At 46.3% G+C, this 25394-nt stretch carries 18 protein-coding genes and 1 pseudogene; 12 read left to right on the top strand and 7 right to left on the bottom strand.

The features are described 5' to 3' along the window. Positions 1–243 precede the first annotated feature (243 nt). Complete coding sequence (locus LFX17_RS02940) at positions 244–888, bottom strand: DUF1554 domain-containing protein (protein ID WP_238744937.1); 645 nt, start codon at positions 886–888, stop codon at positions 244–246. 404 nt (positions 889–1292) lie between these two features. Between LFX17_RS02940 and LFX17_RS02935 the strand changes: the two genes are divergently transcribed. The 3 genes from LFX17_RS02935 to LFX17_RS02925 all read left to right on the top strand — a co-directional run bounded on the left by LFX17_RS02935 (position 1293) and on the right by LFX17_RS02925 (position 3442). Further along, entirely contained in the window at positions 1293–2051 is a 759-nt protein-coding gene (locus tag LFX17_RS02935) for a biotin--[acetyl-CoA-carboxylase] ligase (RefSeq protein WP_238744935.1), read from the top strand. Position 2052: 1 nt separating this feature from the next. Beyond that, positions 2053–2826, top strand: coding sequence for a type III pantothenate kinase (locus LFX17_RS02930; protein WP_238744933.1), 774 nt, complete (start codon positions 2053–2055; stop codon positions 2824–2826). Between the two features lie 169 nt (positions 2827–2995). Then, positions 2996–3442, top strand: coding sequence for a hypothetical protein (locus LFX17_RS02925; protein WP_238728798.1), 447 nt, complete (start codon positions 2996–2998; stop codon positions 3440–3442). Positions 3443–3509: 67 nt separating this feature from the next. On the opposite strand, the gene LFX17_RS02920 is transcribed toward LFX17_RS02925, so the two are convergent. Further along, positions 3510–4376 carry an alpha/beta fold hydrolase gene (locus tag LFX17_RS02920; RefSeq protein ID WP_238744931.1) on the bottom strand — a complete coding sequence of 289 codons (867 nt, stop codon included), beginning with the start codon at positions 4374–4376 and terminating at the stop codon, positions 3510–3512. A gap of 130 nt (positions 4377–4506) precedes the next feature. Between LFX17_RS02920 and LFX17_RS02915 the strand changes: the two genes are divergently transcribed. Then, positions 4507–5037, top strand: coding sequence for a rhodanese-like domain-containing protein (locus LFX17_RS02915; RefSeq protein WP_238728796.1), 531 nt, complete (start codon positions 4507–4509; stop codon positions 5035–5037). A gap of 69 nt (positions 5038–5106) precedes the next feature. Here LFX17_RS02915 and LFX17_RS02910 read toward each other — a convergent pair whose 3' ends face one another. From LFX17_RS02910 to LFX17_RS02900, 3 genes and pseudogenes are all read right to left on the bottom strand, one after another. Then, on the bottom strand, positions 5107–5607 hold the full coding sequence (locus tag LFX17_RS02910) for a crossover junction endodeoxyribonuclease RuvC (RefSeq protein ID WP_240009247.1): 501 nt from the start codon (positions 5605–5607) through the stop codon (positions 5107–5109). A gap of 98 nt (positions 5608–5705) precedes the next feature. Then, positions 5706–6455, bottom strand: a complete 750-nt coding sequence (locus tag LFX17_RS02905; protein WP_238728794.1) for a YebC/PmpR family DNA-binding transcriptional regulator — start codon at positions 6453–6455, stop codon at positions 5706–5708. A gap of 116 nt (positions 6456–6571) precedes the next feature. Further along, a pseudogene (locus LFX17_RS02900) lies at positions 6572–9307 on the bottom strand (TonB-dependent receptor plug domain-containing protein); the annotation flags it as partial. Positions 9308–9581: 274 nt separating this feature from the next. Between LFX17_RS02900 and LFX17_RS02895 the strand changes: the two are divergent. Continuing rightward, entirely contained in the window at positions 9582–10103 is a 522-nt protein-coding gene (locus tag LFX17_RS02895; protein ID WP_238728792.1) for a DUF4442 domain-containing protein, read from the top strand. A 67-nt stretch (positions 10104–10170) separates the two neighbouring features. On the opposite strand, the gene LFX17_RS02890 is transcribed toward LFX17_RS02895, so the two are convergent. Beyond that, positions 10171–11985 carry a sodium:solute symporter family protein gene (locus LFX17_RS02890; protein ID WP_238744929.1) on the bottom strand — a complete coding sequence of 605 codons (1815 nt, stop codon included), beginning with the start codon at positions 11983–11985 and terminating at the stop codon, positions 10171–10173. Positions 11986–12108: 123 nt separating this feature from the next. On the opposite strand from LFX17_RS02890, the gene LFX17_RS02885 reads away from it, so the two are divergent. Continuing rightward, on the top strand, positions 12109–13326 hold the full coding sequence (locus LFX17_RS02885) for an aspartate kinase (RefSeq protein WP_238731483.1): 1218 nt from the start codon (positions 12109–12111) through the stop codon (positions 13324–13326). A gap of 286 nt (positions 13327–13612) precedes the next feature. Here the strand turns inward: LFX17_RS02885 and LFX17_RS02880 are convergent, their stop codons facing one another. Next, positions 13613–14020: a hypothetical protein gene (locus tag LFX17_RS02880; RefSeq protein ID WP_238744928.1), complete on the bottom strand. Its 408-nt coding sequence runs from the start codon at positions 14018–14020 to the stop codon at positions 13613–13615. A gap of 442 nt (positions 14021–14462) precedes the next feature. Here LFX17_RS02880 and LFX17_RS02875 point away from each other — a divergent pair, with 442 nt between their 5' ends. The 6 genes from LFX17_RS02875 to LFX17_RS02850 all read left to right on the top strand — a co-directional run bounded on the left by LFX17_RS02875 (position 14463) and on the right by LFX17_RS02850 (position 25262). Then, on the top strand, positions 14463–16547 hold the full coding sequence (locus LFX17_RS02875) for a methyl-accepting chemotaxis protein (RefSeq protein WP_238744926.1): 2085 nt from the start codon (positions 14463–14465) through the stop codon (positions 16545–16547). 11 nt (positions 16548–16558) lie between these two features. Beyond that, positions 16559–18637, top strand: coding sequence for a methyl-accepting chemotaxis protein (locus tag LFX17_RS02870; RefSeq protein WP_238744924.1), 2079 nt, complete (start codon positions 16559–16561; stop codon positions 18635–18637). Positions 18638–18820: 183 nt separating this feature from the next. Next, positions 18821–20899, top strand: a complete 2079-nt coding sequence (locus LFX17_RS02865) for a methyl-accepting chemotaxis protein (RefSeq protein WP_238744922.1) — start codon at positions 18821–18823, stop codon at positions 20897–20899. A gap of 80 nt (positions 20900–20979) precedes the next feature. Next, positions 20980–22011, top strand: a complete 1032-nt coding sequence (locus tag LFX17_RS02860) for a putative peptidyl-prolyl cis-trans isomerase (protein ID WP_406600655.1) — start codon at positions 20980–20982, stop codon at positions 22009–22011. A 49-nt stretch (positions 22012–22060) separates the two neighbouring features. After that, positions 22061–23605, top strand: coding sequence for a spiro-SPASM protein (locus LFX17_RS02855; protein WP_238744920.1), 1545 nt, complete (start codon positions 22061–22063; stop codon positions 23603–23605). Next, entirely contained in the window at positions 23580–25262 is a 1683-nt protein-coding gene (locus tag LFX17_RS02850; RefSeq protein WP_238744918.1) for a glycosyltransferase family protein, read from the top strand. The genes LFX17_RS02855 and LFX17_RS02850 overlap by 26 nt, the downstream gene beginning before the upstream one ends. The last annotated feature ends 132 nt before the right edge of the window (positions 25263–25394 follow it).

The following is a 25394-nucleotide window of genomic DNA, read 5'->3' as shown; positions in this document are numbered from 1 at the left end:
AATGACATTGTTTCATCCGATCGGAGAATCTTTATCGCGATATTATCGCAGAACGAAGAAGAAAACGGTTTCGTTTCTCTTTGGCTTTAAAAATAAAAATTCTAAGGGAAACCCGTTTAGAAAGCCTGCGGCCTTAAAATCTTAAAGACGCAGACTTTTATAAAAGAATTTACGAACGATATTCATTCGAAATGTGTTTGTTCCAACAAGACAACCCGGTTAAAAAGCTTGTCGATCGCGGACTTATTGTTCTACGCAGAGTAGTTTTTTGGTTCCGCTGCAGTTTGGAATACTATCCGCCTTCAATTGTGCAAAAGCGGCGGAACTCGCGAGACCGGTATTTCCATTATTAACGCCCGATGTATCAGTCCATGCCATTCCACCTGTAATACACGCATTTGCGATAGACCAATCGGTTGCAGAATTTGCTACAAAGCCCGACCAAAAAGCATCCGCAGCAGCCTGCACGGGATTTGTAATCGAAGTTATCAAACCGTTTGCGTCTGTAGTAAACACCTTGGTAGTTTGATCGGCTCGATAATAATCCTTATTCGCTTGTAAGATCCAATTTTTAGCGCCGGTTGCAGGATTACTTGGACAAACGGCGCCGTCGTTGATGCAAGCGTATCTGCGTCCGCTGGCACCGGAATCCCCCGTAATAAAAGCCTTATACGTTCCGGTGGAAGGTTTATTCGCATCGCTCGCGCACTTTGCGTCGGCTCCGTTGATTCCGCCGAGATTTCCATTGTAAGAACTCGATGTAACAAAGACTCTTAAATTACCGCTTCCGCTACTCGACGAATTAGGATTTGCAGCCGCCGCGGCTGCGATTAAAGCAATCGCCGGATCTTCGTTTGTATTCTCCGGAGGCTTGCATTGAACTGTCAAAGACAGTATAACAAGGGTTATAGATAAATACGTTAGATGCGACTTCACAATTGATTTCATACGCAAACAAATGCAAAAAACGAAAAAGGAGTCAAACCAAAATATAATCAAACAATAAATATTTATAAACCGCCTTAAAATTTAATCCGAAGGGAAGCCTTGTATTGTTTTTTCATGCATTGTAACAGTTCCAACAAAATGCTCGTATCCGATGGGTTTTACTGAAACTGCGGGAACTCATACCCATAGCGATCCTTCTCTTCCACCAAACTGTCAGTAGGTCATAGATTCCGAGAATAAAACGATTCCATCTCGACATCGCGATTCTCTCTTTCGGAATGAACGTTTGCAGGTCAGCCCTTTTTCTACTTGCCTAATCCAAAGACACAAGAATCGTATTGGCCATGCAAAACATATTGCTCCAACCGGAAAAAGGGATCTTCTTAGATTCCGTAACCTCGACCAACTCGGTGATCAAAAGCAAGGAGTTCCCGCACGGAACCTGGATTGTCGCCGAAGAACAAACCGCAGGACGAGGAAGAAAAGACCGCAAGTGGGAGGTCTTCGGCGAAGAATCCCTGATTTTTTCCGGAAAAATCGGTCTGGAGAATTTCGACGGGGGTCCGGGACTTTCTCTTTTTATTGGCACCGCGCTCTGCAAAGCGATTCTTTCCGTTTACCCCGAACTCGCTCGGGACATCAAAATCAAATGGCCGAACGATTTATATCGAGGCAGTAAAAAGGTTGCAGGAATTCTAATAGAGTCCGAGGTCGAAGGTTCGACCGTAACGTTGATCGTAGGAATCGGAGTGAATCTGTTCGGCAAAAACGAAACAATTCCTTCGCATCTGAGCGATGCCGGCTTCTTAAACACGAACCCGGATCGCGCCGGCAAAAAAAGCGAGATCTTGGAAAAGCTGATTCCGTTTTTAAACGAAGCGATCCTTCTTTGGAAGGATTCCGAAGGAAGAAAAAAAGAACTCATTTTGTTAAACGAACTCCTTTTATGGAAGGGACAATCCGTTAGTTATACCGAAAACGGAAGTTTACAAACGGGAATCCTCGAAGGATTGAACGAAAACGGTTCGTTAATCCTGAAAACTCCTTCCGGAACCAGGCTGGATTTCATTGACAGTCCGGAGGACTTCCATTCTCTAAACTAAAATGCTCTTAGTAGTCGACGTAGGCAATACGAACACGGTCTTCGGAATTTTTGAAAACGGAAAGACCACTCCCCTCTTTCACAAACGAACCGTAACCCGCAAAGACCGAACATCCGACGAACTCGGATTGTTCTTTCGCGGGTTTTTGCGCGAATTTAAAATCGAAAACGAAGCGATCACGGGCGGAATCTACTCCAGCGTGGTGCCTACGCTCAACCCGATCTTGGAAAGAATGTTCCATGATTGGTTTAAAATCGAAGCGGTCCGAGTTCATTATCAGATGAAACTCCCGTTTTCGATTTCTTATCCGAGACCTTATGAAATCGGCGCCGATCGTCTTGTAAACGCAGCCGCCTGCGTCGTCGATTCGCCGGGTAAATCCATCATCATCGATTTGGGAACCGCGACCACATTCTGCGTCGTCGACGACAAACCCGAATATCTCGGCGGAGTGATCGCTCCCGGACTGAAAGTTTCGATGGACGCTCTGACAAGAAACACATCGCAGCTTCCTCCGATCGTATTTCAGTCACCCGATAAGATCTTAGGGGATTCTACGATCGAGTCGATTCAATCCGGATTCTTTTTCGGTTGGATCGGTTTGTTGGAAGGAATCATACGCGAGATCAAAAAGGAAAAAGGTCAGGATTATCGCGTGATCGGAACCGGCGGTCTTGTCACAGTAATCGACGTAGCCCATCCGGGCATCTTCGATCAGATCGATCCTCTTTTGACCTTGCGCGGACTTCAGATTTTACATCATATGAATTCTTAGTCGGAAGCGATTTTAGTCGCGGTTCAACTTCGGCTTTATCCGGTTTCCGTTTTTAAGGGGAGAATGGAAAACAATGTTCGATTTTTTGAAACGCCGACCCCCTTCCGTACCGATTAAGGATTCGGTTTTTTTATCACAAGAATCTAAATTAGAAAAATGTAAAATAACTTTGAAGAAGCGGCCGGAGACCGTTTTTGTCGTTTGGTTCGAAGAAACCTTCCGCCGATTTCAAGAGGCTCTCGAATTGGGAAACGGTTCCTCTCGGCTTTTATACGCATGGGAACTGGAAACTACGGATCTTTTGGAAAAACATCCGATCTTTGTAGAACACCATCCGCTTCGAAAAACCGAACAACAGGTTTTTCTAAAACTGCAACTGAAGGAAGCGACCGTTTTCTCCTCCTTGGACGAACCGATTTTTTTAAAATTCGGCGGAGAGAATATCGCAAAGCTGATGCAAAATTTAGGCGTAAACAAACAAGCGATCGAACATTCGATGATCGCTGCTTCGATCCGAAGAATGCAGGAAAAGATCGAAAAGAAAATCACAATGGAACACAGAATGCGCTCCTCGCAAGAGGATTGGTTTTTGGCGAACCTCGGATCGAATCATTAAGAAAAACGAATATTTCTTTCGGATAATCCGATCCGGAAAGGATCAGAAAATCGATCCAAAGCGAAACTCAGATCGCCTTCTTTTCCTTGAGCCAAGAAAGAATTTCGCGATCGAAATTTTCCGGTTCTTCCAACGGAGGCGTATGTCCGCTCCTCTCGAAATATTGAACCTTTAAATCCTGAAACAGCGGAAGAACCGGATCCCAAGTGGAGGCGGGAGGCATGAGGTAATCGTATCTTCCGAGGCCGAGATAAACGGGAATTTTCAGCGATCGCACCGCAGGCTTGATATCTATATCGCGGAATACTTCTCCCCATAAGTGATCGAAGACCGCAGTGTTTACCGGTATGTCCGCCCAAAGCCAGGAAGAATCGTATTTAAAATCGTACCAGCTCCTCGCACCCGCATACACATTAAACAATTTGAATGCATTTTGCGGATCTTTGGAGATCGCTTCCCCTAATTCGGACATTCGTTCGGCAAAATATTCCTTTCGTTCGGTTGTCGCATTCTCCTGAAAATACGATTCGATGAGCTCGTGACTTTTTTGGGAAAGATCCGGGGTCATACAGAGCAAAATCAGGTGAGAAACGTTCTCCGGATATTTTTTCGCGTATTCAAGAGCCATATATCCGTGACCGGAATGCCCGACCAAAACGATTTGCTCCAAACCGAGCCTATTTCGGACGAGTTCGATATCTTCGAGTATAACATCTAAGGAGAAATTGCTTTTGTTCGTAGACGCAGGTCCCTCCGCATATCCTCGATGGTCCGCAAAAATCATTCGGCAATGGTTACGAATGTTTTGGGAAAAACTTCGATCGTAATAGGTAGCGCTTCCGATCACGAAAACATCCGGTCCTTCTCCATCCGAAACGTATTTCAATTTCCATTCTTTTGATTGAATCATGCCTTCGATTCTGTTTTTTCCCATAACTCTTCCTTTAAACCGATTCGGATGTACCAATGTTTTGAATCAACCGCGTCTGAAAACCGGAAAAGCGAATTGACATTCGAAGTTTTGGGCCGAGAATTTCAGTCAGTTCGATCTAGGAGCAACGTTTATGAGAATTCTTTTTATCCTTCTACTCAGCTTCTCAGTGAGCGGAACTTTAATCGCAAAGGAGAAAACGATTATTAAAACGAAAAACAAAATTCCGAACCGCCTTATCGACTACAAAACGTTTCAAAAAACCGTAAATTCCTCTTCGGAAGAAAGAGAGGCCAAACGTCTTACGGAGGAAGAATTCCTTCGTATGATCGAAAAAGAAGACGTGATACTTTTGGATGCACGCAGCGAATCCCGTTACAAACTCAGACATATCCGCGGCGCGATCAGTCTGCCGTTCACCGAGTTCACCAAAGAATCCTTGGCTCAAGTAATCCCGAAATTAGATTCAAAAATTCTAATTTACTGTAACAATAACTTCATGGGAAGCCCGCAGGCGTTTGCCGCAAAAGCTCCGGCGGCTTCTTTGAATCTTTCGACGTTCGTTTCTCTGAAAGCGTACGGTTATACGAATATCTACGAACTCGGTCCTCTTTTGGACATTCAAACGACAAAACTTCCGTTCGAAGGAAGCGAGGTGGAATGAGGCAAGGAGAAAATGCGATCCTGATTGTCGGAACTATGACAATTCTTCCGGTTGGAACCGTCCCTCTCCCTAAACCTTAAAACGCGCACCCAACAACGGACTCGAACTCATCGAAAGGCCGACGTAAGCCGCGGCCACCGCATCCCAGGAATCATCGTGTCCTTTCAGCAATTCGACGTTGAGCAGCAGCTTTAAAGCCTGGCGAATCTGTTTTTTATCGGCGGTTCCGCTTCCCGTAGTCCCTTTTTTGATCTGAGAAACGGTAGGTTCTAAAATTGGAATATTCTTTTCCGCTAATGTAACCAAAAGAACGCCCCTCGATTCGAACACACGCGAAGCGGTCTTCTTATTCTTCGCAAAAAACATCTCTTCGACGGATGCAAGCGAAGGCTGGAATTCCTCCAACACTTCTGACAAACCGCTTCTCAAAAGAAGAAGATTATCGGGACTAGGTGTTCCGGAGGGAACTTCAACGGTCCCGTACGTAAGGATTCGGATCTTGGAACCGTTCTTTTCCAGAACCGCATAACCGGCTCTATGCGAACCCGGGTCGATTCCGATAATTCTCAAGTTAAACGTTCCCGATTGAATGAAAAAAAGATAGGAAGGGAGAATCCGAATCTCCCTTCGTTGCAAAAGAGAGATCGGATACGAGGAATTTCAAGAAGTCACTCAAATTCTTTTTCGAGCGAAGCGGCCAACTCGAAGTTGGATGTCACCGAGGTCACGTCGTCGTGGCCGTCCAGCTGATCGATCAACTTCATCACTTTCTCGGCGACCTCTTTGTCCGCGATTTCGGAACTGACCAAAGCGATATAACGGATTTCCGATTCCTCCGCTTTCAATCCCTTCTCGTTTAACGCGTGTAATACGGCCTCGTAATCGTCCGGATTTGTAATCACTCGGAACACTTCCCCTTCGTTGATTACGTCTTCCGCTCCGGCTCCAACCGCGAGATCGACGAGTTCGTCTTCTCCGATTTGAGCGGATTCAAGTACGATCACTCCTTTTCTTTCAAAAAGCCGGCTTACGGAGCCGGAGGTTGCAAGGGAACCTCCGAGTTTCGTAAGAATACTTTTTATTTCCGGAGTCGTTCTGGATTTTTTATCGGTGACCGCGGAAACCATGATCGCAATTCCACCCGGTCCGAAACATTCATAGAGACACTCTTCGTAAGTGACTCCTTCCAAATCTCCCGTTCCTTTTTTAACCGCCCTTTCTATGTTGTCTTTGGGCATGTTGACTGACTTGGCTTTCAGTATCGCAAGTCTGAGTCTCGGATTTCCTTCCGGATCTCCTCCCCCCATCTTTGCGGCTACCGTGATTTCTTTTCCCACTCTTGTAAAAATGGCTCCGCGTTTGGAATCGATCGCGTCTTTCTTACGTTTGATCGTAGCCCATTTCGAATGTCCGGACATGATTGCTATCCCCTATGATCGCTTTTATGACGTTTTAAATGATACATTCCAGAAATCAAAAAAAAGGCATTCTGTCCATCCTTTTCAGCGGGAGAATTCTCCCTGATCGGAAAATCCTAGAACTTGATCTGCATTCCGATACTGATCAAAGGATAATACTTCACCTTTCCGCCGATCACTGTCGATTCGATGTAATTGGCGTTATACACCGGATTCGGATTACTCGGCGTGGTAATTCCCGTCAACGGATTGGTCACCGCATCCCTTGAATAAGGACCGAAATTATTAAACGACTGACTGATCTGATTTCTATTACCGAAGAAGTTGATAAACTCGATATACGTGTTCACGTAACCCCATTGATAATTCATAAAACGATCGATGCGGATATCGAGTTGATGAAAGTCGGGCCATCTTCCGGAATTATAATATTCGGAATACGTTGGATTGTAGAGATTGATTCCCGTAGAAGCGATCGCGGAAGCTTTGGACGAACCCACGATCGGAGTGATCGGAACGTTCGTAAGATACGTGTATTTACCGCCCACTTGCCAGCTCTGACCGAACTTCCAAGCCAATACGATGTTGAGAATGTGGGTTCGATCATAATCGTATAACTGCAGTTTGTCGTTGTCCACGAGGAGTTCGAACTTTCCGTCGTCGTAGTAGTTGAGATAATTTCCGCCCTCGTGCAGCTGGTATTGAAGTCTTCGATTTCGGTTGTCGCGGGTTCTTTGTTTTTCCTCGTCGTCCGTAAGTTGAGGTTGATGATTGTTCCGCTTGGATACGGAATTCGTATAAGAAATCCATCCGAAAAATCTACGCGCGGAATTGTGATTCGCTTTGAAAAAAATCTCCACCCCTCTCGAGTAACCGTCTCTTGAATTCGAATAATTCATGTTTCGCACGAGAAACGGATTTTTTTGAACGTCGTCCGGATGATTTACGATATCCCGTTTTTCGTTGTTCGGATGATAAGGATCTTGAACATACGTATCGGGCGTGACCAGATTCGAATACTGGTTGTGAAACCCTTCGACCTTGATGATATAATCGCCGGTCACTCTTTGTTCGATTCCAACGGAAGAATGAATCGAATGTTCCATCTTTAGATTGGGATTTCCCGATCTCGAAGAGAACTGTTCGATCTGCAAAGGCGCATTAAAATGTTCGCCGGTTCCCGCTAAGAATTTCGTTCCCGTCTTGAGAATTTCGTATTCCGCTCTTCCTCGAAACGCGTCCCGTTTTTCGTGAACCTTATCGTAGTAGTCGTGTCGATAACCGGGAAGAATGCTGAATCCTCCGAGTTTGAATTCGAGTTCGGCAAAACCCGAGATTTCTCTCGTGTGAATGTGATCTCCTTCGATCAAAGCGCGGAACTGACGATTGGAATCCAAAAGACTGTTGAAGAAATCGAGAAAGGTGGAATTGGAAGACTTAATATCCTCGCCTTGGAGTTGAATCGTTTTCTCGCGGAGTTGACCGCCGAATCGGAACGTTAGATACCTTTCGATCAGATTGATTCTCGTATTATTTTCCAAAAAGTTAATATTCTGAGTGGTGACGTTTTGAAGACCGAAGATCAGCTCCGCCGTCAAAGGGTTGTTGAAGTTTACTTCGAAATTCTCGCGGAAATAATTGTTCGAAATGGAGAAGGAACTTTCAAACCAGGATTTATTGTTGTACGTATAACGAAACCCGCTCGTTCGAAACAATCGTTCCAAACCGACGGGAGGCCTGCCCGAAGCGGCTTCCTGCAATGTGGAGATTCCTAAGAATTCTTTTTTGCTGTTTTCGAAATCGTCCTGAGCCTTCGTGTATTTCTGTTTATCCTTTGCGCCGAACAACAACACGTTGAACGTATGATTCGCGCCCGGCTTCCAATTGAACTTAGCTTGATAGTCTTCGTAGTCCGCGTACTTCGCGTCGGGAGGAATTCCGTCCGGATATAATTTCAGCAAAGTGAAGTTCGGATACGACTTTCTCGCGGAAACGATCGCGTAGATGTTTTCGGAAATTTTATTCTGATGATAAACGTCCGAAAGAAACGTGTTCAAGTTTACGATCGAAAACGTTTTCGCGACGGCGTCCGGCGTTCGAATATCGATGATTCCTCCCGTCGCAAAACCGAATTGAACCGGAAACGCGCCCGAATAAATGTTAAACGACTTGATGAGATTATTGTTCAGAACCGAGGATTGATCTCCGAGGTGATACGGATACGACATCGGAAAGCCGTCGAGATAATAACCGTTCGCGAGAGTTCCTCCCCCGCGCATCACCAAAAACCCCCGCTCGCTGTTCGAATACGGATTCGAATTTCCCACGCTGTTCACCAAATTGTTAAACGAAGAAGACGAAAGTCCGATCGGAGGAACCGCCGCGATTCCGGGTAACGTCTGTATCGCCTTGAGCGCGTCGTTCTGCGCGCCCGGCAATCTTCGGATCTCTTCCTGTTGCAGAGTATAACGCGAGAGGGATTCGAGATCGCGGTCTCCGTAGACGTTGATTTCTCCCGCAACGGGCTTGCGGATAAAAAGAAATTTCTTTTGACCGTCGTGTTCGATCGTAACGGACTTTTTAAACACCTTTTCGGAGGTCATGATTCTCAGGCCGTATGTTCCCGGCGCGGGAAACGTAACCTTGACCGAACCTTCTCCGTTTGTGATGAGATACTTTCCGATTTCCTGAAATACGATCGGAGTGTTTGAGACCGCGTTATTCCCCGTTTCGTCCATGACGACGATTTCCGCTTGAACGGGTTTCTGCGCGAACAAAGGACCGGATAAGAACACGATCGATATGTAAAGGAAAACACGAAAGGGGTTACGCAGGAAACAAGGAAGAATGAAAAGGCCGGAACGTACGAATTCGGACGAAACGCCGTCTTTGAAAAGACATTTCCTTTTTTGTAAGAATCGTGCGAATTCTATCATTACTATCCCGGATTTTTCAAAAAATAGAATTCGATTTGTTTTTCAATCCATAATTCTTTCCCAAAACGTGTTCTTCGGCACGATCTCGCCCGTCTCCGGAAAAGGAAAAAGTCCCGTTTTTCCTTTCTCAAAAAAGAATTCCGATTTTAGTTTGACGTCTAATTATAAATAGTTTTATATAAAACTTTATATGAACCACCAAATCAAATTCTTTCGTTTTTGGAAAGCGTTCCTCTACCAACTCAAGATCTTTTTGCGTTGGCCGGTTTATTGGAGATGCGGAGGAAGAATTCTTCTTATGACGGACGACATGAGAGAGATGAAAGTAAAACTGCCGCTCAATCGGAAAACGAAAGGATTGATGGGCACTCACTTCGGGGGTTCTTTGTATGCGTTCGTGGATCCGATTCCTCTTTTGATGCTGAAGGAAAATTTAGGAGACAATTATCTTTTGTGGGACGTTCAAGGTTCGATCCAATATCTCAAAGCGACTTCCAACGACGTCTTCGCTGAATTCAAAATTCTCCCGGAGGATTTAATCCGAATTCGGGAAGAATGCGATCGCAAAAAGAAAACGTTCTTTAAAGTGGAAATCCCGATATTAGAACAATCCGGAGAATTGATCGCCAAAACGGACAAAACGATTTACATCCGAAGAAAGCCCGGCCTTTCCCTAAAAAGAAACGCCGACCTTAGCACCATCGAAACTTAATAAATTTTGAATATTCAAAATGAACAAAATACAATCGCGTCTTGTTCTCCGAAACAAACCGCGAAGGTCAATCCGTCCGATTCCTATCGAATTCCGTTTTCCAATAGACCGCGCCGAAAACCGCAAAACCGATCAGACAACAAGAGCCCTGCCAAAACCGCAATAGAAAGAAATATCCCAAGGAAAACATTCCGAAAAACAAGGCGACGGTTCCCAAAAACCAAAGCGCGATTCTTCTTCGAAAATCCTGGAGTCTTTCTTTGCTTTCGCCGCCTTTCCAAAATCCGAACGGGTTGACCCTTTGTACAAACGCGTCTAACGTTGCCTGCGGAACCGGCGGAGTCAAAAGAGTCACCGTAATGGAAACGATCACCGAACCGGTCGCAACCCAGAACAGAAGATATTCCGATCGAACCTCGGGAAACGCAGGATACAAAATCATGGACAAAACAAGAGCGGTGATCATTCCGGAAAGTTCCGTCCAAGCGTTCGTTCTCCACCAAACCCATCTTAAAATCTGGGGCAAACCCATACCCGATGCGAACGCCAGCAAAAACTTCCACGCGCTCGCGATCGATTGGATTTGAGTCGCGACCAAAATCGCGATGATCGACATCAACACGACCGCGATTCGACTGACTCTCACCAAAGTCTTATCGCTTGCGGTCGGGTGAACGAATCTCATATAAAAATCGTTTACCAGATAACTCGCGCCCCAGTTGATATGCGTGTCCGCCGTGGACATGAATGCAGCCATCAAACTCGCGAACACGATCCCCAAAACCCCGCTGGGCAAAAGGAGCTTCATCAGAACAGGATAACCCATCTCGCGGTCCCCGCCCACGATCTGTCCTTCGGGAAAATATCGAGTCGGATCGTGCAAAGGAAAGACGACTAACGTGACGAGCGCGGTCAAAACCCAGGGCCAGGTTCTCACCATAAAATTGGCGACATTGAACCAAAGAGAACCTTTCTCGGCTTCCTTCGGATTTTTTGCGGTGTGGATTCTCTGCGCTAAATAACCGGAGCCGTCCGAATAATACTGCGCCCACCACTGAACCGAAACGAAGATTAGAAAAACCGTAAACGGAAGAGAAGCGTCCTGAAAGTCCGGCCAAAAACTCAGGATGGATTCGTGTTTATCGGGATAGACCTCCTCCATCTTGGTAAGAAGACCGGAAATCCCTCCCTGACTCGAAACCGCATACACCGCGAACAAAATCGCGCCGCCCATTCCCAAAGCGAACTGAACGAGATCGGTCAGGATCACGCCTTGGATTCCTCCCATACTGCTGTAAACGATCACGACCAAAAATAAAATGAGAACTGTGATCGTATTATTCAAAGAATCGAATATTAGAAAAGAAGGCCATAAACTTTGAACGAGCGCAAATCCGTCCGCGCCGATCAGATCCTTCCAATCCAAAAAGGGACCGGTGATCTTCGACATCGCCTTAAACACCCATCCGAGTACAATCGAATTTACTAATATACTCAGGTAGAACGCTTTGACCATCCGAAGGATCATGGCGGGTTTTCCGCCGTAACGGAGTTCGACGAACTCTACGTCGGTGAGAACTTCCATCCTTCTCCATTTGCCCGCGAAAAAAACGGTCATCGCCATATAACCGATCGCCCAGCTCCACCAAAACCAGTTGGCCGAAATTCCGTCGGCGGCCACAAAACCTGTGATCACGAGCGGAGTATCCGCCGCAAACGTTGTCGCGACCATCGACGTTCCGAGCCACCACCACGGAAGTTTCCGATCGGCTACGAAATACGAAACGAGACTTTTCCCCGCTTTGGGAGAAAGCAGAACGCCCGCGCCGAACGCAAAGATAAGATAGATGGATAGGATGGACCAATCGAGGATGCTGAACATAGTTTCTTCTTTCGTCAGTTTTAAAGCCTTTCCTAAGAACGAAACCCTCTTTCCAAAATCGGAGAATCAAAATCGAATTCTCTTGATCCCCCGCCCTGAAAGAAAATCATGACTGTTAAGGTTATGGCAAATATCATCGTTCAAAAATACGGCGGAACTTCCGTGGGAACCCCGGAAAGAATCCAGAACGTTGCAAAAAGAATCAAGTCTTACCACGACAAAGGACAACAGGTCGCAGTCGTGGTTTCCGCGATGGGACATACCACGGACGAACTCGTGGACCTCGCCGCAAAAATTTCAACGAATCCTCCGAAACGGGAAATGGATATGCTCCTCTCAACGGGCGAGCAAATTTCCACGGCGCTTCTCGCCATGGCTCTTTGGGAAATCGGAGTTCCCGCGACTTCGTTTACGGGCTCTCAAATCAAACTTCTTACCGATGGAAATTTCTCGAACGCAAAGATCAAAGAAATCGATCGATCCAAAATCGATAACGCATTCAAAGAAGGCAAGGTCGTCATCATCGCGGGATTTCAAGGAATCGACGCGGACGAAAACATCACCACTCTGGGAAGAGGCGGTTCCGACACTTCCGCGGTTGCGGTCGCAGCGGTTCTCGGCGCGAAAGAATGCGAAATTTATACGGACGTCGACGGAGTTTATACCGCCGATCCGAGAGTCGTACCGAACGCAAAAAAACATACGCAGATCACTTACGAAGAGATGCTCGAACTTGCAAGTTTAGGCGCGGGTGTTCTTCATTCCAGAAGCGTGGAGCTGGGAATGAACTACGACGTGGTCATTCACGTCCGCTCCAGCTTCAACGAAAACCAAGGAACTCTCGTAGTAAGCGAGGATAAGATTATGGAAAAATTAAAAGTCAGCGGAGTCACCGCTAAAAGCGATCAAGCAAGAATCACAATCGCGGGGGTTCCCGACAAACCGGGATTAGCCGCGGGACTTTTCGGGGAACTCAGTTCCAAACACATTCTCGTGGACATGATCGTCCAATCTTCTCCGCATAACGGAATCAATACGATCTCCTTTACGATTCCGAAAAAGGACGTTCTCGAAGCGAAGCCGATCCTTCAGGGGTTTTCAAAGTCGCATAACGCGAAAGAACCGGAAATCAACGAAAGTATTGCGATCGTTTCCGCGGTCGGAGTCGGAATGAAATCCCACGTGGGAGTCGCGGCGGGGATGTTTAAAGCGCTCGCGGACAACGGAATCAACATCGAAATGATTTCCACGTCCGAGATCAAAATTTCCTGCGTGATCCCGGAAGATCAGGCGAAAGTAGCGATCAACAAAATTCACGACGTATTCGGTCTTTCGGCATAACCTCGCAATCGATAGAAAGCGAGGCTTGAGTTTTTCTCACTGATTTTTCGAGTGTTCCGACAAAAATGAGATTTTTACTTGCAAAAAGTATGATTTTCTGATAGAGAAAAGTTTACCGAGTCTTCCCACAAACCCACCTCCACCACCCGAAACGCGGGCGGGGTTCGAAAAATTTCACGGCAGAACCGTCGTACCTCCTACAAATTGTCTTTCAATTCAGGGTTTGTGGATAAGGTTACGGTAGAAAGCGAGGTTTGAATTTCGCGATCCTCTTCGTCCGCCGCAATCAGTCTTCTTTTTCCGACTGAAACACGGCGAGCAGTTGTAGAAAAACGAAAATCCAGTGCATAGCCGTCGTCGCGTAGCCCATAGGAAGACTATTGACCGCGATAAAAATTCCCCACATGAGAATATTAGCGGTTCCTAATAGAGCATGAATCGCGACGGCGGTGACATGCCAATATCGTTTCGGTTCCTTTCCGGCGCGGAAAAGAAGAACACCGAGTATAAAAGCGAGTCCGTGCGCTTCGAACGCTCCGATTCCGATAAATTCCTGACCTTCTAAAAGAAAACGGGCGGGACCCTTTCCGAAAAAAATCCCGAGAACGTCCAAGATGATAAAACCGCCTAGAGACGCGATCATGAGCATCACGCCGTTGATCCGCAATAGGAATACACGCGCAGAAAGCGACATGGTTAAAACCTCCAAAATTTTTTGGAAGGGAACTGGAAAAATCTATCTTTGTGAAAAAAAGAAAACAGTGATAAACCTTTCACTCTAAAATCGAACAAACTCTATCACCGCTTCCCTTTGCTTCTAACGTATCAAAGAATTCGGATCGGACAAGTGAATATCACGAAACGATCGGTGAGTGCCGCTTTTTATTCTCCCGAATTTCTAACTTTCGTGTGAGTTTTGAAAATATGATTTTCAACTTTCCGCCGCCGCAAGATACGTCCTAACTTTCACTCCGGGGAGAAACGAGGTCTATGCGACATAGAAGCCTGAACCGTTCTCTTTACATAAAAACGAATGAATTTTTTATAAGTTAGGAATATTTTGCTCGAACGATTCGTCCCATCCTCTTTTAATCATCTTTTTCTATTTCTCGAGTAACGCTCTCGGAGTTTATACAATGAGCATTCGGTTTCGTATTTCTCTCTATCTTTCCATCGTTTTATTTATCGGCTTCAGCATTCTCGCCGGGATCAACTCATACAGCGCTTATCAGAATCTCAAAAAAGAAGTCATCAACAGCTCGGAGGTCGCGGCGGAGCGCTGGACATTCGAAGTAAAAGACCACTTGGATACGACGATGGCTTTGATCCGAGGCTTCCGCTTCCCACTTATGTTTGCCTCGCCCGATAGAACCGAAGTGATCACTTCCCTTCGGGAAATATTAAAGCGAAATGATAATTTATACGGTGCGAGCGTCGCCTACGAACCCAACGCATACGACGGAAAGGACGCTCAGTTCGTCAATGCGGTCGGACACGATTCCACGGGAAGATTCGTCCCGTATCTTCACAGAGGAAAAACGAACGACGACATCGTTCTCGAACCCTGCAAGTTCTACGATAGCGCCGGTCCGGAAGGCGATTGGTATCAGATTCCAAAAAAGCTAAACGCCCCTTTCGTGACCGATCCGTATTATTACGAAGTCGAAGGCAAGATCAGCATTCTCATGATCTCCCTCACGGTTCCGATCAGCGTGGAGAACCGTTATTACGGGATGGCCGGAATCGATTACCAATTGGAGGAATTACAGAGGCTCATCGGAAATACGAAGCCGTTCCGCGATCAAGGATATGTCGCTCTTATTTCGCCTAAGGGGATTTATGCGGTCAACGGTTTGGATAAGACACTCGTCGGCAAGTCGATTCCTCAAGAACACATGGACGCCTATCTGAAACTCAGCCAGGAAGGAAAAAAATTCACCGCCGAAGCCGACGGATATACGCATTATCTTTTTCCGTTTCATATCGGAAAAGAGAAAAGATTCTGGGTGATGCAGGTCAGCATTCCGAATTCGATTTATCGAGACGACATCGCGGGCATTCTGTTTAGAAGTTTCGTTTCCACGTTAGTCATCTTGGTCGTTGTTCTTTTGAGTTTGAATTTCATATTCCAAAAATTGATTACGTCCGGTCTTTTGAAAGCGATCGGCTTTTCGGAAGAAATCGCAAAAGGAAACCTTGTCGCAAAAAGCGATCGCGACAAACAGGACGAGATCGGAACCTTACTCGGTTCTATGAACGTCATGCGGGAAAATCTTCTCAAGGTCGTGCGTGAAATCGGAGGATCGGCTAACGTGCTCAAAGGAACTTCCGGGAAGATGGCGGATTCTTCCAGAAGTTTCTCCGATGTCGCACAAACACAAGCCTCCGCAGCGGAAGAATCTTCGGCGGCAGTAGAAGAACTCGCAGCCTCCGCTCAAAACGTAGGTAAGTCCATGGAAAAAGCGGTTTCCAGTATGAAAGAGATCGACGGGAACGTGGATCGTCTCAAAGAACAAATCGTTAACATCAATCGGGAAATGCAGGACTTGGTACGTTTAGCCGCCGAGTCCAAAGAACAAGGAGTCACGGGGGAGAATGCAATGGTCGCCTCTACCAGTGCAATGGCCGCGATCGGTGACAGCGCTTCCCGAATCACAGAGATTCTTTCCATCATCACTGAGATCTCGGAAAAAACAAATCTTCTCGCATTGAACGCCGCCATCGAAGCCGCAAGAGCAGGAGAAGCGGGAAAAGGATTCGCGGTCGTCGCCGAAGAGATCGGAAAACTCGCTTCCCAAACTTCCACAAGCGTTCAAGAAATCGGGGCGCTTGTGAACTCAACGAACAATGCCGTATTAAACGGGAATACGAAAGTTTCCGAAGCTTCCAACGTCTTGAAAAAACTCAGAGAACAGGTAGAAGAATTCGATCGTTACGCGAAGAACGTTCTCACTTCCGTAAAAACCCAGGAAGAGAATACGAAGGAAATCTCGCAGAGTGCGAACGAACTCATGACGTTCAGTTTGCAGATCGAAGAAGCCGTGCTCGAACAAAAACGTGCAACGGACGAAATCACGAAAACGATCGTGAGCATATCCGATGGAACACAGGAAATCGCGGCCGGAGCGGACGATCTCACCTCATTCTCCGCCGAAATGCACGGACAAGCGGAACAATTAGGACAACTCATCGGCAAGTTTCAAACAACGGATTCGGAATAGGAGCAAACAACATGAGCATTCGCACTCGAATTTCTTTATATCTCGCAATCGTTCTGTTTATCGGTTTTTCCGTTCTTGCGGTCATCAACTCGATCAGCTCGTACCAAAATCTGAAAGAAGAAGTAGAAGGAAGCTCCAAGCTGACGGCCGAACGCTGGTCCCTCGAAGTGAAGGACATTCTCGATTCGACGATGTTCTATGTAAGAGGATTTCGTTCTCCTTTGATGTTCACTTCTCCTCCGAGAGGAGCGATCATAGACTCGATGAAGGAAGTATTAAACCGAAATGCGAACTTCTATGGAATTTGGCTCGTGTATGAACCGAACGCATACGAAGGTCAAGACGCCAAGTTCGCGAATACTCCCGGTCACGACTCGACGGGAAGATTTGTTCCTTACGTTCATCAAACGAAGGAAAAGAATAAACTCGCTTTGGAAGCGGGTGTCGGTTACGAAAATACGGACGGCACAGGCGACTTCTATCAAATTCCGAAAAAGAAAAACGCATATCTCGTGACCGATCCGTACTCGTATACGGTCGTAGGCGGAGAACAGATTTTGATGATTTCCGTCGTAGCGCCGATCAGCGTGGAAGGAACATTCCGAGGAGCGTGCGGGATCGATCTTACGATCGCGGATCTCCAAAAGAAATTCGGAGACGTAAAACCCTTTCGCCAACAAGGATACGTAACGTTGCTTTCGCCTAAGGGGATTTATGCGGTCAACGGAATCGATCCGAGTCTTGTGGGAAAGACGATTCCCGATAAAGAAGACTTGGAAACGTATCTGAAATCAAACAAAGAAGGAAAGAACTTCAGCGCGTCTTCGAAGGGATACACCCATTACTACTTTCCGTTTCACGTCGGTAAGGATGAAAACTATTGGGTGATGCAGGTCAGCGTTCCCGATTCGATTTATACGAAAGAAGTCTTGAGCATTCTATTCAAAAGTTTCTTAACCGCGATTTTGATTTTGATTTCGGTTTTGATTTGCCTCAGTTTCATATTCCAAAAATTGATTACGTCCGGTCTTTTGAAAGCCATCGGCTTTTCGGAAGAAATCGCGAAAGGAAATCTCGTCGCGGAAAAAACCTATCAACGTCAGGACGAAATCGGCATTCTTCTAGATTCCATGAACGTGATGCGGGAAAATCTTCTCAAGGTCGTGCGTGAAATCGGAGGATCGGCTAACGTGCTCAAAGGAACTTCCGAAAAGATGGCGGATTCATCCAGAAGTTTCTCCGATGTCGCACAAACACAAGCCTCCGCAGCGGAAGAATCTTCGGCGGCAGTAGAAGAACTCGCAGCCTCCGCTCAAAACGTAGGTAAGTCCATGGAAAAAGCGGTTTCCAGTATGAAAGAGATCGACGGGAACGTGGATCGTCTCAAAGAACAAATCGTTAACATCAATCGGGAAATGCAGGACTTGGTACGTTTAGCCGCCGAGTCCAAAGAACAAGGAGTCACGGGGGAGAATGCAATGGTCGCCTCTACCAGTGCAATGGCCGCGATCGGTGACAGCGCTTCCCGAATCACAGAGATTCTTTCCATCATCACTGAGATCTCGGAAAAAACAAATCTTCTCGCATTGAACGCCGCCATCGAAGCCGCAAGAGCAGGAGAAGCGGGAAAAGGATTCGCGGTCGTCGCCGAAGAGATCGGAAAACTCGCTTCCCAAACTTCCACAAGCGTTCAAGAAATCGGGGCGCTTGTAAACTCAACGAACAATGCCGTATTAAACGGAAATACGAAAGTTTCCGAAGCTTCCAACGTCTTGAAAAAACTCAGAGAACAGGTAGAAGAATTCGATCGTTACGCGAAGAACGTTCTCACTTCCGTAAAAACCCAGGAAGAGAATACGAAGGAAATCTCGCAGAGTGCGAACGAACTCATGACGTTCAGTTTGCAGATCGAAGAAGCCGTCCTCGAACAAAAACGTGCAACGGACGAAATCACGAAAACGATCGTGAGCATATCCGATGGAACACAGGAAATCGCAGCGGGGGCGGACGATCTCACCTCATTCTCCGGAAACATGCACGGACAAGCGGAAAACTTAGGGCAACTCATCGGTAAATTCAAAACGAATTGAAAAAAGATGCGGATACGCTAGGTCGAGAACGTACCGAAAGAGCTCGTTCTTAGTTTTTATAAGATTATCGTAAATTATAATTCCAAGTCCACGAATCCTTAAGGGATGAATATTTGAATTGATAGAATTCTATTTTTCGATACAATAACTTTTCCCAATTCGGCGGTTAAAAGGTAGAACGATATGAGTATTCGAGTTCGCATTTCATTGTATTTATCGATTGTGTTGTTTATCGGTTTTTCCATTCTTGCGGCGATCAATTCCGTTACTTCGTATCAAAATCTTAAAGCGGAAGTTGAAAATAATTCCGCGATCACATCCGAACGTTGGTCTTTGGAAGTGAAAGACATTCTTGATTCAGCGATGTTCTATGCGAGGGGATTTCGCTCTCCTCTGATTTACACGTCTCCTCCTAGAAACGAAATCATCGGTTCCATCCGCGAAGTCATCGAACGAAATCCTTCCTTCTTTGCGCTTTGGCTCGTGTATGAACCGAATCTTTACGACGGAAAAGACGCGCAATTCCGCAATGCGGTCGGACACGACTCAAGCGGAAGATTCGTTCCCTACGTCTATCAATCCGGTGAAAAAGGAAAAGCCAAGATCGAGGCGAGCGTCGGCTATGAAAACACGGACGGGACCGGGGACTTCTATCAAATTCCGAAAAAGAACAACACCTACTTCGTTTCAGAACCCTATCGTTATAAATCCAGAAACGTCGATACGATGATGCTTTCCATCGTCGCTCCGATCAGCAAGGACGGTTTTTTCAGAGGCGCTTGCGGGATCGATCTCAAAGTCGAAGAGCTTCAAAAGAAATTCGGAGAAGTAAAACCGTTTCGGCAACAAGGTTATATGGCTTTGATTTCTCCGAGCGGCTTGTATACGGTAAACGGAAAGGACGTAAAGCTGATCGGAAATAAAATTCCGGACAAGGAAGAACTCGAGCACTTCCTGAAGAAAAGTCAGGAAGGAAAAAACTTCACGTTCAACTCGGAAGGACATACCCATTACTACTTTCCGTTTCACGTCGGTAAGGACAAACGATATTGGGTGATGCAGGTCAGCGTTCCCGATTCGATCTACCAAAGCGAAGTCTTGACGATTCTTTTTAAAAGTTATATATCCGCGATTTTGATTTTGATTTCGGTTTTGATTTGCCTCAGTTTCATATTCCAAAAATTGATTACGTCCGGTCTTTTGAAAGCGATCGGCTTTTCGGAAGAAATCGCAAAAGGAAATCTCGTCGCGGAAAAAGCGGATCATCATCGTTCGGACGAGATCGGAACTCTTCTTCATTCGATGAATTTAATGCGGGAAAATCTTCTCAAGGTCGTGCGTGAGATCGGAGGATCGGCTAACGTGCTCAAAGGAACTTCCGAAAAGATGGCGGATTCTTCCAGAAGTTTCTCCGATGTCGCACAAACACAAGCCTCCGCAGCGGAAGAATCTTCGGCGGCAGTAGAAGAACTCGCAGCCTCCGCTCAAAACGTAGGTAAGTCCATGGAAAAAGCGGTTTCCAGTATGAAAGAGATCGACGGGAACGTGGATCGTCTCAAAGAACAAATCGTTAACATCAATCGGGAAATGCAGGACTTGGTGCGTTTAGCCGCCGAGTCCAAAGAACAAGGAGTCACGGGGGAGAATGCAATGGTCGCCTCTACCAGCGCAATGGCCGCGATCGGTGACAGCGCTTCCCGAATCACAGAAATTCTTTCCATCATCACTGAGATCTCGGAAAAAACAAATCTTCTCGCATTGAACGCCGCCATCGAAGCCGCAAGAGCAGGAGAAGCGGGAAAAGGATTCGCGGTCGTCGCCGAAGAGATCGGAAAACTCGCTTCCCAAACTTCCACAAGCGTTCAAGAAATCGGGGCGCTTGTGAACTCAACGAACAATGCCGTATTAAACGGGAATACGAAAGTTTCCGAAGCTTCCAACGTCTTGAAAAAACTCAGAGAACAGGTAGAAGAATTCGATCGTTACGCGAAGAACGTTCTCACTTCCGTAAAAACCCAGGAAGAGAATACGAAGGAAATCTCGCAGAGTGCGAACGAACTCATGACGTTCAGTTTGCAGATCGAAGAAGCCGTGCTCGAACAAAAACGTGCAACGGACGAAATCACGAAAACGATCGTGAGCATATCCGATGGAACACAGGAAATCGCGGCCGGAGCGGACGATCTTACCTCATTCTCCGGAAACATGCACGGACAAGCGGAAAACTTAGGGCAGTTAGTAGGAAAGTTCCGAACCAACTAAAATCGAAGAAAAACGGTTGAACCAAGGGATCTTGCCGGGGATCTTACAGATCAAAGGCATTCTTACCTTTGGAGCCGTTTATGAAACGACAAACATACGCAAAAACGTTCTTCTTTGCAGGGATGTTTGGATTCCTGTTTCTGCACAAACCGGTTCAATCCGCCGAATCTCTCAACCGAGTCATCGCCACCGTGGGAACCGTTTCGATCTCCGAACTGGACCTCGACGACGCGACCGAAAAATACAACCGTCTTCAAAAACACTTAAAACACGAAGACTACCGCAAATCACTTAGAACCAGAGTCATCGACTTTCTCATCGACCGCGCCATCGTGGACGTGATCGCGGAAGAAGAATCCGTTCAGGTCAACGAACAAAGAGTCGAGGCCGAAATCGAAAAACGAATGGAAGTGATGGGAGTCACGAACCGCAAACAATTCGAAAAGGCGATGGAAGGTTCTTCCGGAATGCCTTTCGAACTCTGGGTTACGGAACTTCCGTATCAAATCAAGAAAGGACAGCTTCTCCAGTTGAAAGTGGCCGTGCCTCCTCCGAGCGAAAGCGAAATCAGAAACTGGTATAACCAAAACAAGGACAAGGTCGGTTTTGAAATTCGCTACAGAATCATTGCGGTCGCACCCGACAACGATTCTGTCCAGGAAGAAAATAGACTTTATAAAGAAGTTTCCGAAATCAGAAAGTCCGTCATCTCCGATCCTTCTTCTTTCGCGTTGATCGCGGGATCTCCGAGAAACGATCCGACTCTTCGCGCAAGGAGAGGTTTGGTCGAATGGATTTCTTCCTTTGATCTTTACAAATACAGCAAGGTCACCGCTTCGATCGCCGCCCCTCTTCCCAACGGAGGAGTTTCCGACGTGTTCCGCGACGAAAGAAAACGATACTGCGTTTTGAAAATCGAAGGAAAAAGACCGACTCCGATGGAAAACCTGCGCGGTGGAATTCAAAACATTTTGTATCGAGATAAGGAAGAAGACACGTTTCACAAATGGCTGAAAGAAACGAGGGCCGAACTTCCTATCCAAATCTTCGACGACGCATATAGAAAGGAAAATAAGATCCCTCTTCGCGAGGAGACATTCCACCTGGATTGATTTTGCGTATTACGATCTTTCGATATTCGACCGATACTAAATCCGAGCCATGAAATTTCCGATTTCCCATTCAGCCGTATATTTAAACGCGGAAACGTTCGATCTGCTCCGATCCATTTCCGCGGACGAAAGGGAGAATCTGCTCCGTCTTTCTCTCGATAAATTGGCCTCGGTTCTTCCCGACTCCGCCGTTTTTTTCAATTCATGGCCTTTCTCCGAAACGAAATCTAAATTCAATTCTTTGAATATTCAAATCTTGGAAGAATCTTCCGAGATCGTATTCCTAAAAAAAGTAGCGGCCGCCCTTCCCGATTCCAGAACCGGAGATCCTGATTGGGACGACGCTTCGTTTTTTTATTTTACGGGATTATTTCCCTGTTTGGATACCGACCTGAGCCAAGAAATTTACGAAAGACACGATCGTTATCTTTCTCAGTATTCTTATAGCGAAAATCTTCCCGCCGGAATCGTTCCCACGATCGTATCCAGAGAATTCACGAACGGAATACCCGATGCGACCAAAACGACGGCCCAGGAATATCTCGGCAAAAACATCAACCACTACGACGTCGAAATTTTTTATCACGCACCGGACCTCAGACAATACCGCCTCGACTTCTCCTTGAAAAACAGACGCTCTCTCAACTTAGTGCGCGGCTTTTTAAAAACGAAGGAAGAATGGAGTTATTCCGAAATTCAACCTTGGATTCAGGAACATCCCGAAGTTTTCAGAACCGGCCCTTCGTATCTGGAACTCGAAGTCTATCGAGGCTGCGAATTGAGCTGCAGCTTTTGTCCGAGACAATTCGGATCGAACGATCAGGACGGAACGTCTCTTTCTCCTTCCTTTCTGGAGAATCTCGTGAAACAACAGGAGGAATCTTTTTCCAACGAATACACCGTTTGTTTCGGCGGACTCGGAGAACCCCTTTTGCATCCCGAGTTTCCGAAATTGATCTCGGCGGTTATCGGCGCCTCGTCGCATCTCTTGCAGGAACTGATCATCGAAACCGCGCTTTATACGGATTCGGAAAATACATTCACTTTTTTGAATACTCTTACTCCGGAACAAAAGGAAAAAATCACCTGGATCGTCAATCTCACGACCAACGACGCGGATAAATACGAAAAACTTTACGGCAAAAAGTCCTTAAACAAAGTTCTTTCCAATCTAGACAAACTCGAATCCGTATTTCCGAAAAACCGAATCTATCTTCAGTTCTTAAAAATTCAGGAAGCGGAAGAAGAAGTCGAAACCTGGGTGGACGAAACCGAAAAACGGGGTTACGGAGTCGTACTTCAGAAATACAACCGTTATGCGGGATTGATGCCCGAAAAACGGGTCACCGATCTGACTCCGATCCAGCGGGAATTCTGCTGGCATCTCAACCGGGATCTTTACGTGAACTCTCAGGGGACCGTTTCCGTATGCAAACAGATCCCCGCAAAGGAACTCGGAAATCTACATAAAGAAAACCTAATGCAGATTTGGCAAAAGGGCCTGCCTTCGTTCGCAAATTCGCTGAACGGAAAACACGAAACCACGGGCGCGCCCTGTTTGAGTTGCGATGAGTGGTATACGTTCAACGCGTAAGATCTACGCGTTTATCCAAGCTCGAACCGATTCGACAAGACTTCCCGGAAAGGTTCTCAAAGAATTCCCTCCCGGAACGGGAAAAACCCTCATCGATCGGATTCAGGAAAGAATTTCGGCGGTTCTACCCGAAGAACAAATCGTATATTTGATCCCTGACGGGGACGAAGAATTGCGATCGTTCCTGCAATCGAGAAATTACCGTTTTTTTACCGGAGATTTATACGACGTTCGTCAACGTTATATCTCCGCGGCCGAACGTTTTCAGGCGGATCATATCCTTCGTTTAACCGGAGACAATCCGTTTTACGATACGCTTCACTTGGATCAGCTCCTGCAAACATTCCAATTTTCGAATGCGGACCTAGCGTATATAAACGGGCTTCCCTTGGGAATGGGCGGAGAGATTTTTTCCCGAAAGGCTCTCGAGTGGACGCCCGACGTTTTGGAAGAAAGACACAAAGAACACGTAAGTCTTCACATTAAGGAGAATCCGGATCGATTTAGAATTTCAAAACTTTCCTCCCTTTTGACGGAATCGGAAAAAGAACTTCTTCCGATGTTTCGTCTTACGATCGACGAACAGAAGGATTTTGAAACAACGGCTCTCATTTTCGATTCTTTGAACGACGTGAATCCTCTGTTCGGCGCAAGAGAATGTCTGGAACTTTACCAAAAAAACCCGGATATCTTTTCGGGAAACAAGGACGTGGAACAGATTCGTTTTCGAACCCCCTTGTCTTCCGCTGTAGAAACGAAAAAAATCCGAATCGGAGTATTAGCGGGAGATCCGAAAGAATTCGGAAGCGGTCATTTTGAACGTTCGAGAATTCTTTTTTCTCTTTTGTCCGCGGCCTCGTACGAGACGGTCTGGCTTCGGGAATTTCCGAAAGACGATGCGGTGGATCTGCTCGTAGTCGACTCCAGAGACATTCCAATTCCCGCATATTCAAAAACTAGAATTTTTCTTTTGGATCATTTCGGATCGGATCGGGGACGATATCGCCACTACGAGGTTCTTCCTCATCCTTCGATCCGGGAAAGTTTCTCCTTGGATAAAATTCTGATCCCGCCTTCTCTTATAAACGTCGAACGTAAGGCGGAATCGTATATCCTTTGTTATGCGGGAAACATAAACTCTTCTTTTACTCGAGAACTGGATTCGTTTCTTTTGTCTTTGATTCCTCCGAACGATACTTCCACAAAAAACCGATCTGCATCGATCTCGGCCGGACAAACGTCGTCAATCGCTGCGACGGCGGCAAACCCGAATCGTTTGATCCGAATCGGCGGAACTCCGCCTTTGTCGTCGGAGGAAATCGAATTTCTTCCCAGAGTCTCGAGGTTTCGGTTTCAAAATCTTTTGGCCGAGTCGTCCGGTTTTGTCGGTTATTTCGGTCAGTCGCTTTTTGAGGCGGTCTTTTTGGAAAAGAAGGTTTGTTGTTATTCGATCAGTTCGATTCATTCTTCCCTGGCCCGACTCTGCGAAGAAAAATACGGAATTCCATTTGCGGGAGAATTGGGACAAGCCGACTTCGGGCGCGAAAAGATGCGGAGCGAGGACCAAGTCGCAATGCTTCGTTCGGCTTGGTACGGAGTTTCCGGGGAAGGATATGCGTTATTACTCCGTGAAATCGAGGAGTTTCTCCGTTCTTAAACGAAGGAGTTCCCACATTTCTTGCTCCAACGGAGAAATCCCGGTCCCCATTCAGAAGGAGTTCCCACATTCTTCCGTAAAATTTTTGGTTGACCACGGCGTCCCCACTCTCGGAAAATAGACCGACCGTCG

Origin of the sequence: Leptospira sanjuanensis (assembly GCF_022267375.1) — a bacterium.
GTDB classification, from domain to species: Bacteria; Spirochaetota; Leptospiria; order Leptospirales; family Leptospiraceae; genus Leptospira; species Leptospira sanjuanensis.
The sequence above is the reverse complement of the archived record's forward strand: the minus strand, read 5'-3'. Positions and strand labels throughout refer to the sequence as shown.

What these genes read in the sequence shown, in the direction of transcription:
- LFX17_RS02935 (WP_238744935.1), top strand. Translation starts at nt 1,293, where the DNA reads ATGCAAAACATATTGCTCCAACCGGAAAAAGGGATCTTCTTAGATTCC.
- LFX17_RS02930 (WP_238744933.1), top strand. Translation starts at nt 2,053, where the DNA reads ATGCTCTTAGTAGTCGACGTAGGCAATACGAACACGGTCTTCGGAATT.
- LFX17_RS02920 (WP_238744931.1), bottom strand. Translation starts at nt 4,376, where the DNA reads ATGGGAAAAAACAGAATCGAAGGCATGATTCAATCAAAAGAATGGAAA.
- LFX17_RS02915 (WP_238728796.1), top strand. Translation starts at nt 4,507, where the DNA reads ATGAGAATTCTTTTTATCCTTCTACTCAGCTTCTCAGTGAGCGGAACT.
- LFX17_RS02905 (WP_238728794.1), bottom strand. Translation starts at nt 6,455, where the DNA reads ATGTCCGGACATTCGAAATGGGCTACGATCAAACGTAAGAAAGACGCG.
- LFX17_RS02895 (WP_238728792.1), top strand. Translation starts at nt 9,582, where the DNA reads ATGAACCACCAAATCAAATTCTTTCGTTTTTGGAAAGCGTTCCTCTAC.
- LFX17_RS02890 (WP_238744929.1), bottom strand. Translation starts at nt 11,985, where the DNA reads ATGTTCAGCATCCTCGATTGGTCCATCCTATCCATCTATCTTATCTTT.
- LFX17_RS02885 (WP_238731483.1), top strand. Translation starts at nt 12,109, where the DNA reads ATGGCAAATATCATCGTTCAAAAATACGGCGGAACTTCCGTGGGAACC.
- LFX17_RS02880 (WP_238744928.1), bottom strand. Translation starts at nt 14,020, where the DNA reads ATGTCGCTTTCTGCGCGTGTATTCCTATTGCGGATCAACGGCGTGATG.
- LFX17_RS02875 (WP_238744926.1), top strand. Translation starts at nt 14,463, where the DNA reads ATGAGCATTCGGTTTCGTATTTCTCTCTATCTTTCCATCGTTTTATTT.
- LFX17_RS02870 (WP_238744924.1), top strand. Translation starts at nt 16,559, where the DNA reads ATGAGCATTCGCACTCGAATTTCTTTATATCTCGCAATCGTTCTGTTT.
- LFX17_RS02865 (WP_238744922.1), top strand. Translation starts at nt 18,821, where the DNA reads ATGAGTATTCGAGTTCGCATTTCATTGTATTTATCGATTGTGTTGTTT.
- LFX17_RS02860 (WP_406600655.1), top strand. Translation starts at nt 20,980, where the DNA reads ATGAAACGACAAACATACGCAAAAACGTTCTTCTTTGCAGGGATGTTT.
- LFX17_RS02855 (WP_238744920.1), top strand. Translation starts at nt 22,061, where the DNA reads ATGAAATTTCCGATTTCCCATTCAGCCGTATATTTAAACGCGGAAACG.
- LFX17_RS02850 (WP_238744918.1), top strand. Translation starts at nt 23,580, where the DNA reads ATGAGTGGTATACGTTCAACGCGTAAGATCTACGCGTTTATCCAAGCT.